The organism is Sphaerisporangium sp. NPDC088356, assembly GCF_040685555.1.
In the GTDB taxonomy this organism is placed as follows: domain Bacteria; phylum Actinomycetota; class Actinomycetes; order Streptosporangiales; family Streptosporangiaceae; genus Sphaerisporangium.
The window spans coordinates 26,131-41,118 of sequence record NZ_JBFBIK010000066.1; the positions used below are offsets into that span (position 1 = coordinate 26,131).

Genomic DNA, 14,988 nt, shown 5'->3' on the forward strand with positions numbered 1-14,988 from the left:
CGGTCAGCGGCGGCGTTCCCGGTCCGATTGGCACTGGACGCAGCGGGAGGCCTCCGGGCGTGCCGCGAGACGGCCCTCGGGGACGGGCTTCCCGCAGTCCACACAGCTGCCGTAGACGCCGGCGTCGATGCGTTTGAGAGCGTCCACCACCGCCGTGCGCTGCCGCGTCGCCACGTCGATCATGGCGCGCGCGCGGTCGGCGTCGGTGAGATCGGACCCCGCGTCGGCCGCCGACCTGTCGCCCACGGCGACGGGATCTCCCCGTAACACCATGATGGACCGGTCGAGTTCGGCCAGCATGCTCTCCAGTTGGGCCCGAGCGGTCGCGTCGTCCACGAATCCGCACCTCCGGGAAGAAATGAGTACGGCCTTGGACGGGATCCCCCGGAACTCCCGCCTGGCCCTGGGCTCTGGGCGGTGACTCTCAGCCGATGAGGCATCGCGCTTTTCTCACCGGATGCCCATTCGGCCGTGCTCTTACACCGGTGTGACTCAGCCTTTTACCAAGCGCCCCTCCCGGCGGGGGGGCACCATCAGAACAGGGCGGTCTCGGGGTCCTCGCGTTCGAGGAGGTGCGGGCCGTTGTTCCTGACGCTGTTGACCTCGGTCGACACCGGGTAGGCGGCGAGCCCGCTCGGGCGGCCCGTCTCGAGCACGTCGAGCACCTTGGCGGGGTCGGTCCGCCCCGGGTCGAGCCAGTCGGCCCACCGGTCACGGCCGATGATCACGGGCATGCGGTCGTGGATGTGCCCCAGATCGTCCTCGGCGGTCGTGGTGATCACCGTGCAGGTGGTCAGCCACTTCAGCGGGTCGTCATCAGCGCGCGCGGGGTCCTTCCAGAACTCGTACAGCCCTGCCATGGCCATCACCTCGCCGTCCGACGGGTGGATGAAGTACGGCTGCTTGTTCTTCTTGTCTGGCCTGTACCACTCGTAGTATCCGTCCGCGGGCAGCAGGCACCTGCGCTTCGCGAAGGCCTTGCGGAACGCCGGCTTCTCGGCGAGCGTCTCGACCCTGGCGTTGATCATCCGGGAGCCGATGGAGGGGTCCTTGGCCCAGCTGGGCACGAGCCCCCACTTGAGCACGCGGAGCTGCCGGGTGGGCTCGGGCTCGGCGCCGTCGTCCTCGTCCTTCGCCTGAGAGCGCGTGAGGACCGCGTAGACCTTCTTGGTAGGGGCGACGTTGTAGTCCGCGGGGAGCTCGTCGGACGTCTCGTCCGCCGCGATCTCGAACTCCTCCAGCAACTCCTGGCGCTTCTTCGTTGAGGCGTATCTCCCGCACATGCCCATAGACTGCCGCACCATCGCGAACCCTGCGGCCTCCTGACCACAAGATTCCCCCGCCGATCATGCCCGGACGGCGCGAGCGCCGGCCGGGCGGGGATAGCGTGCCCCCCTTTCCCGGGGAGGCTCCCGGTAGGCTCGGAGCTATGTCAGCTTCCCTGTGGCCCGCGCCGGAGGCGATCGCGCCCGTCGACGCGAACGTCCGGCTGCCCGGGTCCAAGTCGGTGACCAACCGCGCCCTCCTGCTCGCCGCGCTCGCCGACGGCCCTGGCACGGTACGGCGGGCCCTGCGCAGCCGCGACGCCGATCTGATGGTCGCGGCCCTGCGATCACTGGGGGCGGAGCTGACCCCCTCGAACGAGAGCGCCTCCGGCGTCGACTGGCATGTCGTGCCCGGCCCGGTCCGCGGGGGCGCGTCGATCGACGTCGGCCTCGCGGGCACGGTCATGCGGTTCGTCCCGCCGATGGCGGCCCTGGGCGACGGCGAGGTGGCCTTCGACGGCGACCCGCACGCCCGCACGCGGCCGATGGGCCCGATCCTCGGCGCGCTGCGCGCCCTCGGCGCCGACGTCAGGGGCGACGCGCTGCCGTTCACGATCCGGGGGCCGCTGTCCGGGGGCGAGGTCACGCTGGACGCCTCGGCGTCCTCCCAGCTGGTCTCGGGGCTGCTCCTGACCGCCGCGCGCTTCGACAAGGGCGTGACCGTGCGGCACAGCGGCCCGCCCGTGCCGTCCATGCCCCACGTCGAGATGACCCTGCAGATGCTCCGCGCCGCCGGCGTGCGCGTGGACGACGGCGAGCCCGATGTCTGGCGGGTCGAGCCCGGCCCGATCGCGGCCCGCGATCTCACCGTCGAGCCCGACCTGTCCAACGCCGCCCCGTTCCTGGCGGCGGCCCTCGTCACCGGGGGCACCGTAACGATCCCCGGCTGGCCGGCGGAGACCACGCAGGGCGGCGACGAGCTGCGCACCCTCCTGCCGCGCATGGGAGCGACCGTCACCCGCACCCCCGAAGGCCTGAAGGTCACCGGCGGCGGGCCGATCGAGGGCGTCGACGCCGACCTGCACGACGTCGGAGAGCTGACGCCGACGATCGCCGCCCTGGCGGCGCTGGCGGGCTCGCCGAGCACGCTGCGCGGCGTCGGGCACCTGCGGGGGCACGAGACCGACCGGCTCGCCGCGCTGGCCAACGAGATCAACGGGCTCGGGGGCGACGTGACCGAGACCGCCGACGGCCTGGTGATCAACCCACGGCCGCTGCACGCCGGGGTTTTCCACAGCTACGCCGACCACCGCATGGCGACGGCCGGAGCGGTGATCGGCCTCGCGGTTCCCGGGGTCCAGGTGGAGGACATCGCGACCACCGCCAAGACCCTTCCCGAGTTCGCCCGCATGTGGGCGCTGATGCTGGAGGAAGGCAGCTGAGAAAGCGGGAGTACGACGAGGAGGACGTGCGGGTCAGGCCGGGCAAGGGATCCCGGCCGAGGACCAGGCGCCGTCCCGCGCACGAGGACGCCGTCGCGGCGTTCGTCGTGGCGGTCGACCGCGGCCGTTACACCTGTCTCGTCGGCGGCGAGGTGGCCGAGGTGCCCGGCGGCGCCGACGGCCGCAAGGGCAAGAAGCGCGGCGACCAGCCGCGCCCGGTGATGGCGATGAGGGCCCGCGAGCTCGGCCGCAAGGGCATCGTGGTCGGCGACCGCGTGAGCCTGGTCGGCGACACGTCCGGGCAGCCCGACACGCTGGCGCGCATCGTCCGGCTCGAACCGCGCACCTCGATGCTGCGGCGCAGTGCCGACGACACCGACGAGGTCGAGCGCCCCATCGTGGCCAACGCCGACCAGCTCGTGATCGTCACCGCGCTGGCCGACCCGCCGCCGCGCCCGAGGATGATCGACCGCATGCTGGTCGCCGCCTTCGACGCCGACATCGAGCCGCTGCTCTGCCTCACCAAGGCGGACCTCGCGCCCCCGGACGACCTCGTCGCCCGTTACGACCCGCTCGGCGTGCCGTACATCGTGGTGCGGAAGGGCGGGGAGCTCGACGAGGTGCGGTCCAGGTTGAACGACCGGCTGAGCGTGCTCGTCGGTCACTCGGGCGTCGGCAAGTCCACGCTGGTCAACGCCCTGGTGCCGGATGCCGGGCGGGCGGTGTCGCATGTGAACGCCGTGACGGGTCGCGGGCGTCACACCTCCAGCTCGGCCGTCGCGCTCGAACTGCCCGGCGGCGGCTGGATCATCGACACTCCGGGAGTGCGCAGCTTCGGCCTCGGGCACGTCTCCGTCGACAACGTGCTGGCCGCCTTCCCCTCCCTGGCCGAGGGCGCCGTCCACTGCCCGAAGGGCTGCAGTCACCGGGGCGAGGAGTGCTCGCTCGACGCCTGGGTGGCGCAGGGGAACGCCGATCCGATGAGCCTCGCGTCGCTGCGCCGCCTTCTCGCCAGCCGTGACGGCGAGCCGGACGACGACTGAGACCGGTCGCGACGCGGCGGTGACCGGGGCGTGCCGGGGGGCCGCGCTGGGAACGATCCAGGTCTGCTGAAAGCGACGGCGGCACGGTAGCGTTTGTCCCTGTGACGGGCTATAGCGACGACCTGCGCCTGGCGCACATGATGGCCGACAGCGCCGACGATCTGACCATGCGCAGGTTCAAGGCCGTTGACCTGCGGGTCGACACCAAACCTGATCTGACGCCCGTGAGCGACGCCGACCGCGCGGTCGAGGACGCCATCCGCGGCACCCTGCGGCGTGCCCGGCCCCGCGACGCGGTGGTGGGCGAGGAGACGGGCAAGACCAGCGGGTACGGCTCGCGCTGCTGGGTCGTGGACCCGATCGACGGCACCAAGAACTACGTGCGGGGGGTCCCGGTGTGGGCCACGCTGATCGCGCTCATGGAGCACGGGCGCGTCGTGGTCGGCGTGGTCTCGGCCCCCGCGCTGTCCCGCCGCTGGTGGGCGGCCCGCGACGGCGGCGCGTGGACCGGGCGGAGCCTGACCAAGGCCTCCCGCTGCAACGTCTCGTCGGTGAGCCGCCTGCAGGACGCGTCGTTCTCGTACTCCAGCTTCGGCGGCTGGGAGGAGCGGGGGCGCCTCGGCGAGTTCCTCGACCTCACCCGGGCCGTCTGGCGCACCCGTGCGTACGGCGACTTCTGGTCGCACATGATGGTCGCTGAGGGCGCGGTCGACATCTCGGCGGAGCCCGAGCTTTCCGCCTGGGACATGGCCGCCCTCACGGTGATCGTCGAGGAGGCGGGCGGCATCTGGACCGACCTGTCCGGGGCGATGGACGTCGACGGCGGCAGCATGGTCTGCGCCAACCCGCTCCTGCACGGCGAGGTGCTCAAGCGCCTGGGCGACTGAGCGCGCCGGCCAAAAGGCCCGGCCTGTTCTCGGGACCGGGCCCTTTCGGCCGTCAGCGCTCGTCGGGTGGCCGGGAGATGACCCTGTCGTCGAGGTAGCAACTGCAGTTACCGCATCCTGGAAGCACGCCGATCCTCCTCGCCCGTGGTGCCATCGACGCTACGGCACCTCCGCGCCCGCGTGACTGTCCGTAAGGGAACAGTCGCGTTCACCGAGGAAGGCCGCTCCGCTCCGCGAGGTGTTCGGCCAAGCCCTCGGAGGCGGCCTCGACCATGCGCAGGACGTCGAGAAAGCCGTCGATGCCGCCGTAGTGACCCGGCCGGCGAGCCCGCGGTCATCCAGCACCCGCCGCAGCACCACCTTCGGCCATCGGGGACCGGCAGATGTTTCCCATGCAGACCAGGCAGACGCGCGTCATGCTTCCCATGATTCCGCAAAGCGGCTTGAACCGTTCACGGCAAGAGTGACCCGGCCCGTTCATTCCTCGTTCACCTTTAACCGGGGTTCAAGTCACCTTGGCTCCCTAGCGTCCTAAGCGTTGAGAACAACGTGGGAGGACAAGAACCGTGAAGTATGCAGGCCGGCTCGCCGCGGCCGCTATCGCCGGCGTGCTTTCGCTCGCCGCGTGCGGCACCGACAACAATGGCGGCACCGATACCGCGTCAGCCCCCGCGGGCAGCGCGGGCAGCGGCGGCCTCAGCGGCACGATCAACGCGGCCGGCTCCTCTGCCCAGGCCAACGCGATCGCCGAGTGGAAGAAGTCGTTCCAGGGCGCGAACCCTGGTGTCAGCATCAACTACCAGCCCAGCGGCTCCGGAGCGGGTGTCCAGTCGTTCATCCAGGGCACCATCGCGTTCGCCGGTTCCGACTCGGCGCTCAAGGACGACAAGGGCGAGCCGGCCCAGGCCGACGCACGTTGCAAGACCGGCAAGGCGATCAACCTTCCCATGGTGATCGGCCCGGTCGCGGTCGTCTACAACCTCCCGGGTGTGGACAGCCTGCAGCTCTCGCCGCAGACCATCGGTGACATCTTCAACAGCAAGATCACCAAGTGGGACGACGCGGCGATCAAGAAGGACAACCCCGACGCCAAGCTGCCCTCGACCCCCATCCAGGCGTTCCACCGCTCGGACGAGTCGGGTACCAGCGACAACTTCACCAAGTTCCTCAAGACCACGGCCGGCTGGCCGTACGAGCCGGCCAAGGCGTTCCCCGCCGAGGCCAAGGGTCAGGGCGCCAAGGGTTCTGACGGCATCGCGCAGGCCGTCAAGGGCGCCGAAGGGGCCATCAGCTACGTCGAGCTCTCCTTCGCGGAGAACTCCGGCCTGACCAAGGCCAAGGTCGCCAACGGCTCGGGCGAGTTCGTCGAGCTGACCCCGGAGAGCGCGGCCAAGACCGTCGAGGCCGCCGAGGTCCAGGGCGCCGGCAACGACCTGAAGCTGTCGATCGACTACGCCACCAAGGCCGCGGGCGCCTACCCGATCGTCCTGGTGACCTACGAGATCACCTGTGAGAAGGGGCTCTCCGCCGAGGAGTCGAAGCTGGTCAAGTCCTTCCTCACCTACACCGCGAGCGACCAGGGACAGACCGCCCTGACCGGTCTCGGCTACGCGCCGCTGCCGGCCACCCTGGTCGCCAAGGTGCGGACGGCCGTCGAGGCGATCTCCTAACTCGATGGCCACGCCACTTCGTACACGCGAGGGCGGGCCGGCCATTGGCCGGTCCGCCCTCCGGCGCAGCCGCGGTGAGGGGCCCTTCCGGTTCACGACGACCGGCGCCGGCATCCTGCTGCTAGCGATCATGGCGGCAATCGCGGTCTTCCTCATCGTGAAGGCCGTCCCCGCCCTCCAGGCCAACACCTCTCACTTCCTCACCGAGACGGTCTGGACCCCCAACGCGACGAAGCCGGTCTTCGGCATCGCGGCCCTGGCGTTCGGCACGGTGATCAGCTCCTTCCTGGCGCTGATCATGGCGTTGCCGGTGGCGATCGGGGTGGCGCTGTTCATCTCGCACTACGCGCCGCGCCGCCTCGCCGGCGTCCTCGGCTACGTCATCGACCTGCTGGCCGCCGTGCCCAGCGTCGTCTACGGCCTGTGGGGTGTGATCTTCCTCATCCCGTTCATGACGGGCCCCTCGACGTTCCTGAACACCTACTTCGGTTGGATCCCGCTGTTCGCCGGCGACGCCGTCTACGGCAAGTCGATGCTCACCGCCTCCGTCGTGCTGGCGATCATGATTCTGCCGATCATCGCGGCGATCTCGCGCGAGGTGTTCCTCCAGGCGCCCAGGATGCTCGAGGAGGCGTCGCTGGCCCTCGGCGCCACCCGGTGGGAGATGATCAGGATGTCGGTGCTGCCATTCGGCCGTCCCGGCGTCATCAGCGCGGCCATGCTCGGTCTCGGGCGCGCGATGGGCGAGACGATCGCGGTCGCGCTCATCTTCCCCGCGACCTTCGGCATCGACTTCAAGATCCTTTCGGCCAACGGCAACAGCATCGCCGCCAACATCGCCAACGGTTTCGGCGAGGCGACCCCCATCGGCCAGGGCGCGCTGATCGCCTCCGGCCTCGTGCTGTTCATCATCACCATGGTCGTGAACATGGCGGCCCGGCTGATCATCGCTCGCCGCAAGGAGTTCTCGGGGGCCGCAGCATGACTATGTCACCCAGTGTCCTCACCCCGGTCTCGTTCAACCGGCGGCTGAAGAACCACATCGTCCAGGGCCTCGTCTGGCTGGCCTTCATCCTCGCGGTGATCCCGCTCATCTCGGTCGTCTGGCTGGTGGTGAAGAACGGCCTCGCCCGCTTCGACACCGAGTTCCTGACGCACTCGATGCGCAACATCGGCGCGCGAGACGCCGGAGGCGGCGCCTACCACGCCATCCTCGGCACGCTCGAACAGGTCGCGCTCGCCACGCTGATCTCGGTGCCCGTAGGCCTGCTGACGGCGATCTACCTGGTGGAGTACGGCCAGGGGCGTCGCCTCGCCCGTTCCATCAGTTTCTTCGTCGACGTCATGACCGGCATCCCCTCGGTGGTGGCCGGTCTGTTCGTTTTGGCCTTCTGGGTGCTCGTGCTCGGCCTCGGCTACTCCGGCTTCGCGGGCGCGCTGGCGCTGTCGATTTTGATGATGCCCACCGTGGTGCGCTCCACCGAGGAGATGCTCCGCCTGGTCCCGAACGAGCTGCGGGAGGCGTCGTACGCCCTCGGCGTGCCGAAGTGGAAGACGATCCTGCGGATCGTCCTTCCCACGGCCTTCACCGGCATCGTCACCGGGATCATGCTGTCCATCGCCCGGGTCGCGGGCGAGACCGCGCCGCTGCTGCTCACGGTGTTCATCACCGACTCCATCAACACCGACCCGTTCACCGGGCCGCAGATGGGTCTCCCCCTGTACATCTTCGACCAAATGGGCCGCCCGAACGACACCGCGATCGACCGGGCCTGGGCGGGAGCGCTCACCCTCATCCTGTTCGTCATGCTGCTCAACCTGGCGGCGCGCCTCATCGCGTGGTGGCGCTCTCCCGCCAAGGGCCGATAAGGGGTTATCGACAATGGCCAAGCAGATCGAGGTCTCCGACCTCGACGCGTACTACGGATCGCACAAGGCGATCGAAGGCATCACGATGACGATCGAGCCTCGCTCGGTCACCGCCTTCATCGGGCCGTCCGGATGCGGCAAGTCGACGTTCCTGCGGACGCTGAACCGCATGCACGAGGTCATCCCGGGCGCCCGCGTCGAGGGCAAGATCATGCTGGAGGACCAGGACCTGTACGGCTCGGACGTCGACCCCGTCTCGGTCCGGCGCACGGTCGGCATGGTCTTCCAGCGGCCGAACCCGTTCCCGACGATGTCGATCTTCGACAACGTCGCCGCCGGGCTGCGCCTCAACGGCCGGGTCTCCAAGTCCGAGACCGAGGGCGTCGTCGAGAACTCCCTGAAGGACGCCAACCTCTGGAACGAGGTCAAGGACCGGCTCAACAAGCCGGGCGCCGGCCTCTCCGGCGGCCAGCAGCAGCGCCTGTGCATCGCGCGGGCCATCGCCGTCAGCCCGGCGGTCCTGCTCATGGACGAGCCCTGCTCGGCCCTGGACCCGATCTCGACGCTGGCCATCGAGGACCTCGTCGCCAAGCTGAAGAACGACTACACGATCGTGATCGTGACCCACAACATGCAGCAGGCGGCGCGGGTCAGCGACAGGACGGCCTTCTTCAACCTGGCCGGCCAGGGCCAGCCGGGCAAGCTCGTCGAGATGGACGACACCTCGAAGATCTTCACCAACCCGACCCAGAAGGCGACCGAGGACTACATCACCGGGCGCTTCGGATGACCGGTTTCTGATCAGCACCCCGGATGGCCGGTTCGCCCGGTTTCTAAGGAGCCCGGTACCTAAGGAGATGGTGTGACCCAGCCGCAGACGGCACCTGAGGTGGACGGGGACACTCGGCCGGCGCCCATGCTGCTGGTAGCCGATCCCGATGCCGGCATGGTCAGGGAACTGGCCTCGGCGCTCGAACGCGAGGGCGTCCTCGTGGCCGGAGTCGCCGACGGGGCCCAGGCCCTGATCCAGGCCGGCGCGCTACGGCCCGACGTGGTGCTCGTCAGCGCCTCCCTGCCTGTCATAGGGCCGGTGGAGTTCGTCCGCGCCGTACGGCTGGCGCGTGCCGTACCGGTGCTGCTCGGCGTGGGCGAGGGGCACGCCGAGCAGGCCATCCAGGCGCTGGCGGCCGGGGCCACGGCATGCGTGGCGAGGCCGTACCGCGTACCCGAGCTCCTGCCGCTCGTGCACGCGGCGTTCCCGGGGGACTCGATCGGGCGGGGTGTGCTCACCGTGGGAGGCGTCGAGCTCGACGTCGGCGCCTACCAGGTGCGCGTCGCCGGGACCCCGGTGCACCTGCCGCTCCGCGAGTTCGAGCTGCTGCATTACCTGATGCGCCACGCCGACCGTACGGTGACGCGGGACCAGATCATGCGCCACGTCTGGCACGCGGCCGAGAGCATGTCGACGAACACCATCGCGGTGCACGTCAAGCGCCTGCGCGCCCGCCTCGGAGACGACGACGACCAGCTGATCCAGACCGTGCGCGGGGTCGGCTACCGGCTGGTCACCCCGGCCTGAGCGCACTTTCTGCACACCGGGCCGCGGGCGGTCAGACCGCGCTCTTGACCGCCGCGCCGTCGGTGACGATACGGGAGACGGCCTCGTCGTCACAGGTGGCCCAGAAGTCGCCGACGACGTCTTCCAGGTGGTCGAACGACTCGGCCCGGAACAGCACGTCCTGGTACTGCGTGATGTCGTAGGTGGTGGTGCCCATCACCGCCAGGTCGAGCGGCAGGATGTCCATCCCCCGGAACTCCTCGATCTCGCCGTAGGACGACAGGATGCCCGCGCCGTAAGCGCGGTCCGCGCCGTTCTCCACCAGTACGCCGAACTCCATCGTGAACCAGAAGACCTTGGAGATGAACTCCAGCGCCTCCTGCGTCTCCACGCGGCGTGCGGCGGCGCCGGCGAGCCGGTAGAGCCGGGCGAACCGGTCGGAGGCCAGCGCGTTGGCGTGCCCGATGACCTCGTGGATCACGTCCGGCTCCGGAGTGTAGAACGGCACCGAGTGATGGCGGATGTACTGGGTCGAGTAGAACAGGCCGTCCTGCAGCACGCCGTAGAAGTCACGGAGCGGCACGAGCCCGGCGGCCGGAAGGTAACGGAACCCGGTCAGCGGTTCGAGGAGGTCACCGACCTCCTGGAGCTGCGGGATGCGGTCGGCGGGGAGGCCGAGGCGCTCGCAGCCCCTCAGATACTCGCCGGCCGCGTACTCCCGGTGCTTGACCGCGAGCTCCCGGGTGACCAGCGCCCACACCTCGTGCTCGCGCTCGGTGTAGGCGGCCCGGGGGATCGGCTCGCCGGGGGTGTGGTTGAGCGCGAGAGCGGCGATGGCGTTCCGGCGCTCGCGATATACGGGGTCAGCGACTCCAGGGTGGTTCGCGGCCAGCTCGACCACCACGGAACCGTCGTCCTTGGTCGCCACTGGGGCGAAGTACTGGGCTTCCTCGAACATGACAGAACTACAGCAATTCGCACTTTTAATGGCAAGAGCGACCAGCTTTCGTGGTCACTTCATCTAGGGGTCGACCCTCAGAGCGGCCAGACACTGGTCATTCCGCACAGTCCTCATGCTTGGTACGACTTCCGGCTTTCCGCGTGCCCGGACACTTCACCCGACCCCTACCGGCCACCCCCATACACCCACATGTCCCGTACGCCAGGGGCCGGTACACCCGTAGTCTCTGGCCATGCCTACGGCTCACGGCTCCGTCGACCCCTTGGACAGCCGGCTCCTGGTCACCATGCGGGCGCACCCGCGCATCGGCCTGACCGAGCTGGCACGGCTGCTCGGCGTCGCCCGTGGCACCGTGCAGGCCCGTGTCGAGAAGCTCGTCGCCCGCGGCGTCATCGGCGACTTCGGGCCGACGATCGTGCCGGCCCGGATGGGCTACCCCATCCTCGCGTTCGTCTCCCTGCAGATCTCGCAGGGCAGGCTGGCCGAGGCCGTGCAGGCGCTCGGGTCCGTCCCCGAGATCATCGAGGTGTACGGCACCAGCGGCCAGGCCGACCTGCTCTGCCGGGTGGTCGCCCAGAGCACCGCGCACCTTCAGGAGATCATCGCCAGGGTTCTGGCGTCACCCGCGGTCCAGCGCACCGACACCACCATCGCGCTGTCGACACAAGTGCCCTTCCGCATCGAGCCACTGCTGCGCGCGGCGGCGGACCCCCTTGAGCGGCCCTAACGATCCTGAGGGGCGCATCTCCCTCTGTCGACGCACACGCGGTTGGCGATGACCTGGAGGAAGATCTGCTGGGCCTGGTCGAATGTCCTGGCCACCATGGCGACCCCGTTGGTGACCCGCGCGATCTGCCGCAGCTCGCCGGCGTCGATGCCGTCGCCGTACCCGATCAGCGTGATGGTGACGGGCTGGGTGGGCTTGAACTCCCGCCGCAGGGTGGTGACGAGTTGCCTGCGGGAGATGCCGTGCGGGTCGTCGTTCCTGCCGTCGGTGAACACGATGACCGAGCTCAACATGTCCTTGACCTGGTGCTTCGAGGCCGACCGGAAGGCCGCCAGCACCGAGTCGTACAGGCCGGTGTCGCCCCGTGTGCTCCCCGGCAGCCCGCGAAGCCCCCGGACGACCTGCGGGGCGCGCTCCTTCAGCGGGCCGACCGGCACGATTTCCTTGTAGTCCTTGTCGCCGTCGAGGTTGGTGGAGAAGACCCACAGGCCGACGTCGCTTCCCTTGGGCAGGTTGCGGACCCCCGCCTCGGCGAATTTCGCCGTCGCCTCCATGCGGGTCCGCGTCAGCCCGGGTACCTTCTCGGCCATGGAGCCGCTGATGTCCAGGAGCAGCAGGGCACGGGTGTCGGCGAGCAGCAACCTCATCGACAGCAGCGCGCGGAGCGTGGTCCTGGTGTCGGGCGCCGGAATGTCCCTGGGAGGCTCCGTACGCACCCCGTGGCGCTCGTCCATGGCGGGCCCGGCCCTTCCGGCAGGGTCGCGGAAGCCGGCGGCCCGCAGGAGCGTACGGCCCTCCTGCGAGGTCACCGCACGGCGGAACTCCTCGGCCGCCTGGCGCGTGACGGGGTCCCTGGTCATCGGCACGTAGGGATAGTCGAGGGCGATGGCCCCCTCCTTGGGGTACAGGCCGATCGCCCGGTGCTCCGGCCGCGCGTCGTTGTGCCGCCAGACGGCCTGCTCTCCGGCCACGATCACGGGATCGGTGCCACCGCTTGGCCGATCGAGGAGACCGAACAGCGCCTCCTCGGAAGGGACGATGGCCCTCTTCAGGTTCGCCGTCACCCCCTGGACGATCTTCAGCATGTCAGGACGGTCGGCCACGACGGCGTTCAGCACGTTGAGCGCGGCCAGGCCCGAGGCGTACCTGCTGGGAGTCGGCAACGTCGTGAACGCCCTGGGCAGCCTCTTCTTGGTCGCCGAGGTGGGGATCAGGAGCGTCCAGGACGGCTCGCCGGGGTGAAGCGCGAGCTTGGTGGCCGTCTCCTGGGTGACGGCCATGATGACGGGTGAGTGGGCGATCGACGTGCCCTGCACGAGTAGCCCACGGTCGGCGCCCCGCGCCCGCGCGAAGTCCGCCCACACCGAGGCGTCGGGCACCCACACGTCCGCGACGTCCTTCCGCAGGCCCAGCTGGTCGGCCGTGTCCGCGGAACTCCTCGTGCGTACGGAGATCGCGGCGCAGCCGCCGTCCTTGGTGTACTTCTGGGCTATCCGGACGAGTGCGGGCCCGATCTCCGGCGCGGCCACGACGCGTAATCGAGGGTGCTCCCCGCAAGCCGTCCTGTTCATCAGCGCGTACGCCCCACCGGCAAGCGCCACCAGCAGTACGGCCCCGAGCGCGACGGCCGTGACAACCCGCCGCCGCGCCCGCGTCAGCGAACCCCCCGGCCTCTCCGCCTTCCGCGGCTTCCCTTGCCTGCCTGCCTTCCCCTCGGATCGCTGGGCACCGGTGGCTCGTTCCACCGCCCCCGATGACAGCGCACTGGCGACTGACCGACCGCCCACGAATCCCTGGCCGCTCAGGGATCTGTCGAGGCCGGAGTCACCATTGGCGTTAGAAGCCCGGTTGCTCCAGACACCGTGATCGCCAAGGGGCGCCTCATCACTGAAGGATCCAGGACGGTCAGCCCCGAATCCCAGGACACCAAGGGGTGCCTCATCGTTCCAGGCTCTGCGGTCGGCTATGAATCTTCGATCGCGAACGGATGCGTCGTCATCGAGAGATGGCTGGTGATGACCCGCGAATCCCCAATCACCATTGAAGGCCGCGTCGCTTCGAGAACTCCGTTCACGCCCGAAGCCGGTATCACTGAGGGACGTTTCATCACCGAACACCCCTTGGCGACCAGCCTCGAATCCCAAGGCATCGTCGAAAGCCCGGTCGTTCCAGGAGCCGTGCCCGCCGCCGAATCCCAGGTCACCGAGTGACCCTTCATCGTTCCAGGGTCTACGGTCGCCTCGAAACCCTGAATCATGAACGGGCGTCTCGTCACCCAGGGATCGCTGATCAGCGAAGAGTCCCAAGCCGCCGAAGGGTGCCTGGTCACCGTCGGTCCCCTCGCCCCCTCGGGACTGGTCACCCGCCACGGCTCCGGGGTCACCGAAAGATTCCTGCCTGCCCAGAGACCTGCGGTCATCCTGGGCTTCCTCATTACTCCTGGACCGTTCGTCACCCTTGGATGGCGTCGCGCTCTTGGACTGAGAAGCGCGACCCATAAACCTCGGAACGCGTTTAGGGCGGTCATCGCGGGACGAGGGGTCGTCCTTCCACCCGTCATATCCAAGGGGATCAAGATTACGATGCCTACCGGCCACGACATCACACCCCTTAGCGCCAACCAGCCACACGTGGCGGAGATCTGCTCCTGAGTATCGGGAAGCGTAGCGCGTCACGCCGGTAACGAACATGCGTTGCAACCAAGCGCTTGAATAACGGACGGACTGCAATTGTCAAAACACATGAAACCGCAGCTCAATCCCGTTATGACAGTCACATTACGGCACTCCCCCATCCCGATCCCCGACCCCCACCGGTCCCGCCCCCGCCCGCCCTCCTCCCCAGCCCGACCCCATACCTCGGCCCAGCTCCTCAGCCCAGGTCCAGAGTCAGCCCACCCCCCGCACGCGGCCCCAGTTCCAGGCGAGCCACAGCCCTATGTCAGCCCGACCCCGCGTCCCCCCAGCCTGATCCTCCACGTTTGCCCTAGTTCCAGCACCAGCCCGCTTCCCCACTCCAGGTCCGTGTGTTGTTACTCGGCGCCGACGCAGCGGGATCTGGGGCGGCGGTGCCGGCGCCGTCTACGGCGAGGAACCGTCGAGGGACGTGTGAACGCCTGGCCGAGGAGGAGTTGAACTCTGAACTCGCCGTGGCCGTGTCGAGAATGCCCTGGGAAAGAATGCCCTGGGAAGGGAACGCGCTGAGAGCGTAGGGGGGAGAGTAGTCGCCGAGCTAGAAGATAGAGGGGGCGACAAAATTCCCCTATAACGCAGGAAAGCCACCCACAAAGTGGATGGCTTCCCTGCCTACTCAAATATTTGTCCGGCGGTGTCCTACTCTCCCACACCGTCCCCGGTGCAGTACCATCGGCGCTGGAAAGCTTAACTTCCGGGTTCGGAATGTAACCGGGTGTTTCCCTTCCGCTATGACCGCCGTAACCCCTTGAAACACACAACCAGGCCAAGGGCCACGGTTTGTTGTTTCTGAGTTACATAGTGGACGCGAGCAAAACGCTTTGTGGTCAAGTCCTCGGCCTATTAGTACCGGTCAGCTCCACACCTCACGAT

General features: G+C 68.9%; 15 protein-coding genes and 1 rRNA gene. 10 read left to right on the forward strand and 6 right to left on the reverse strand.

Annotated features, from left to right (window positions below; translation table 11 throughout):
* Positions 1-3: 3 nt before the first annotated feature.
* Together AB0O34_RS23195 and AB0O34_RS23200 are read right to left on the reverse strand one after the other, a co-directional pair.
* Entirely contained in the window at positions 4-336 is a 333-nt protein-coding gene (locus AB0O34_RS23195; protein ID WP_363918501.1) for a TraR/DksA family transcriptional regulator, read from the reverse strand.
* 197 nt (positions 337-533) lie between these two features.
* The gene (locus AB0O34_RS23200; RefSeq protein WP_363918503.1) at positions 534-1,304 is read right to left on the reverse strand and encodes an SOS response-associated peptidase; all 771 of its coding nucleotides are present in this window, start codon (positions 1,302-1,304) and stop codon (positions 534-536) included.
* A 125-nt stretch (positions 1,305-1,429) separates the two neighbouring features.
* Between AB0O34_RS23200 and aroA the strand changes: the two genes are divergently transcribed.
* The 3 genes from aroA to hisN all read left to right on the forward strand — a co-directional run bounded on the left by aroA (position 1,430) and on the right by hisN (position 4,637).
* Entirely contained in the window at positions 1,430-2,707 is a 1,278-nt protein-coding gene (gene aroA / locus AB0O34_RS23205) for a 3-phosphoshikimate 1-carboxyvinyltransferase (protein WP_363918505.1), read from the forward strand.
* Positions 2,708-2,733: 26 nt separating this feature from the next.
* The gene (gene rsgA / locus AB0O34_RS23210; protein ID WP_363918507.1) at positions 2,734-3,750 is read left to right on the forward strand and encodes a ribosome small subunit-dependent GTPase A; all 1,017 of its coding nucleotides are present in this window, start codon (positions 2,734-2,736) and stop codon (positions 3,748-3,750) included.
* Between the two features lie 101 nt (positions 3,751-3,851).
* Positions 3,852-4,637, forward strand: a complete 786-nt coding sequence (gene hisN, locus AB0O34_RS23215) for a histidinol-phosphatase (protein ID WP_363918509.1) — start codon at positions 3,852-3,854, stop codon at positions 4,635-4,637.
* Positions 4,638-4,971: 334 nt separating this feature from the next.
* Here hisN and AB0O34_RS23220 read toward each other — a convergent pair whose 3' ends face one another.
* Positions 4,972-5,118, reverse strand: a complete 147-nt coding sequence (locus AB0O34_RS23220; protein ID WP_363918511.1) for a hypothetical protein — start codon at positions 5,116-5,118, stop codon at positions 4,972-4,974.
* Positions 5,119-5,203: 85 nt separating this feature from the next.
* Between AB0O34_RS23220 and pstS the strand changes: the two genes are divergently transcribed.
* The 5 genes from pstS to AB0O34_RS23245 all read left to right on the forward strand — a co-directional run bounded on the left by pstS (position 5,204) and on the right by AB0O34_RS23245 (position 9,755).
* Positions 5,204-6,307, forward strand: a complete 1,104-nt coding sequence (pstS, locus tag AB0O34_RS23225) for a phosphate ABC transporter substrate-binding protein PstS (protein ID WP_363918513.1) — start codon at positions 5,204-5,206, stop codon at positions 6,305-6,307.
* A 4-nt stretch (positions 6,308-6,311) separates the two neighbouring features.
* On the forward strand, positions 6,312-7,292 hold the full coding sequence (gene pstC, locus AB0O34_RS23230) for a phosphate ABC transporter permease subunit PstC (RefSeq protein WP_363918515.1): 981 nt from the start codon (positions 6,312-6,314) through the stop codon (positions 7,290-7,292).
* A gap of 2 nt (positions 7,293-7,294) precedes the next feature.
* A complete protein-coding gene (gene pstA, locus AB0O34_RS23235) occupies positions 7,295-8,176 on the forward strand; it encodes a phosphate ABC transporter permease PstA (protein WP_363918517.1) in 882 nt (293 codons plus the stop codon).
* Positions 8,177-8,189: 13 nt separating this feature from the next.
* On the forward strand, positions 8,190-8,966 hold the full coding sequence (gene pstB, locus AB0O34_RS23240) for a phosphate ABC transporter ATP-binding protein PstB (protein WP_363918520.1): 777 nt from the start codon (positions 8,190-8,192) through the stop codon (positions 8,964-8,966).
* Between the two features lie 72 nt (positions 8,967-9,038).
* Positions 9,039-9,755, forward strand: a complete 717-nt coding sequence (locus AB0O34_RS23245; protein WP_363918522.1) for a response regulator transcription factor — start codon at positions 9,039-9,041, stop codon at positions 9,753-9,755.
* 31 nt (positions 9,756-9,786) lie between these two features.
* On the opposite strand, the gene AB0O34_RS23250 is transcribed toward AB0O34_RS23245, so the two are convergent.
* Positions 9,787-10,692 (reverse strand): phenylalanine 4-monooxygenase, encoded by a 906-nt coding sequence (locus AB0O34_RS23250; RefSeq protein WP_363918524.1) that lies wholly within the window; start codon positions 10,690-10,692, stop codon positions 9,787-9,789.
* Between the two features lie 235 nt (positions 10,693-10,927).
* Here AB0O34_RS23250 and AB0O34_RS23255 point away from each other — a divergent pair, with 235 nt between their 5' ends.
* Entirely contained in the window at positions 10,928-11,422 is a 495-nt protein-coding gene (locus AB0O34_RS23255; protein WP_363918525.1) for an Lrp/AsnC family transcriptional regulator, read from the forward strand.
* On the opposite strand, the gene AB0O34_RS23260 is transcribed toward AB0O34_RS23255, so the two are convergent.
* Positions 11,419-12,993 carry a substrate-binding and VWA domain-containing protein gene (locus tag AB0O34_RS23260; protein WP_363918527.1) on the reverse strand — a complete coding sequence of 525 codons (1,575 nt, stop codon included), beginning with the start codon at positions 12,991-12,993 and terminating at the stop codon, positions 11,419-11,421. The two genes, AB0O34_RS23255 and AB0O34_RS23260, sit on opposite strands and share 4 nt — an antisense overlap.
* Positions 12,994-13,284: 291 nt before the next feature.
* On the opposite strand from AB0O34_RS23260, the gene AB0O34_RS23265 reads away from it, so the two are divergent.
* Positions 13,285-13,632 carry a hypothetical protein gene (locus AB0O34_RS23265; protein ID WP_363918529.1) on the forward strand — a complete coding sequence of 116 codons (348 nt, stop codon included), beginning with the start codon at positions 13,285-13,287 and terminating at the stop codon, positions 13,630-13,632.
* Positions 13,633-14,741: 1,109 nt separating this feature from the next.
* Here the strand turns inward: AB0O34_RS23265 and rrf are convergent.
* Positions 14,742-14,858: ribosomal RNA gene (gene rrf, locus AB0O34_RS23270) — 5S ribosomal RNA — on the reverse strand.
* Positions 14,859-14,988 lie beyond the last annotated feature (130 nt).

Excerpts from the sequence above, each read along its gene's own strand:
- AB0O34_RS23200 (WP_363918503.1), bottom strand. The coding sequence starts at position 1,304 with ATGGTGCGGCAGTCTATGGGCATGTGCGGGAGATACGCCTCAACGAAG.
- aroA (WP_363918505.1), top strand. The coding sequence starts at position 1,430 with ATGTCAGCTTCCCTGTGGCCCGCGCCGGAGGCGATCGCGCCCGTCGAC.
- AB0O34_RS23220 (WP_363918511.1), bottom strand. The coding sequence starts at position 5,118 with ATGAACGGGCCGGGTCACTCTTGCCGTGAACGGTTCAAGCCGCTTTGC.
- pstC (WP_363918515.1), top strand. The coding sequence starts at position 6,312 with ATGGCCACGCCACTTCGTACACGCGAGGGCGGGCCGGCCATTGGCCGG.
- pstA (WP_363918517.1), top strand. The coding sequence starts at position 7,295 with ATGTCACCCAGTGTCCTCACCCCGGTCTCGTTCAACCGGCGGCTGAAG.
- pstB (WP_363918520.1), top strand. The coding sequence starts at position 8,190 with ATGGCCAAGCAGATCGAGGTCTCCGACCTCGACGCGTACTACGGATCG.
- AB0O34_RS23250 (WP_363918524.1), bottom strand. The coding sequence starts at position 10,692 with ATGTTCGAGGAAGCCCAGTACTTCGCCCCAGTGGCGACCAAGGACGAC.
- AB0O34_RS23255 (WP_363918525.1), top strand. The coding sequence starts at position 10,928 with ATGCCTACGGCTCACGGCTCCGTCGACCCCTTGGACAGCCGGCTCCTG.
- AB0O34_RS23260 (WP_363918527.1), bottom strand. The coding sequence starts at position 12,993 with ATGAACAGGACGGCTTGCGGGGAGCACCCTCGATTACGCGTCGTGGCC.